Genomic DNA, 437 nt, shown 5'->3' with positions numbered 1-437 from the left:
CGCATGCGCATTGCGGCTGAAAGCACGGTGTGCTGGTGCCAGCTCATGATCAGGCCGGCGGTAACCGTGGCGATGACGCCGGAAACATGCAGCTGCTCGCCGAGCAGATAGGCAATCCAGCCGAGCAGCACCGAGGCTGCGATGATGAGATATTCGTCGCCGAGACGCCGGACAAGTTTGTACCATGCCGTTCCCACAACGATGCCGACGACGGCGCCGCCGAGCGCCAGCACGAGGAAGCTGCCGGCCGCCTCCCCCGCGCTGAAGGCGCCCGTTGCGGCAGCGGCAACGGCAAAGCGGAAGAGAACCAGGCCGCTGGCATCGTTGAGCAGGCTCTCGCCTTCCAGCAGAATCTGAAGCCGCCGCGGCAGCCTGACCCGCTGCAGCACAGCGCGCGCCGCAACCGCATCAGGCGGCGCAACGATCGCGCCAAGGGC

General features: G+C 67.0%; 1 protein-coding gene. It reads right to left on the bottom strand.

The window, feature by feature from the left end:
- Window positions 1-437, bottom strand: a 437-nt coding sequence (locus K6M89_RS30600) for a cation:proton antiporter domain-containing protein (protein ID WP_222141860.1), incomplete at both ends; no start/stop codon positions are given.

This window comes from Rhizobium croatiense, assembly GCF_019793465.1.
Taxonomy (GTDB): Bacteria; Pseudomonadota; Alphaproteobacteria; order Rhizobiales; family Rhizobiaceae; genus Rhizobium; species Rhizobium croatiense.
The sequence above is the reverse complement of the archived record's forward strand: the minus strand, read 5'-3'. Positions and strand labels throughout refer to the sequence as shown.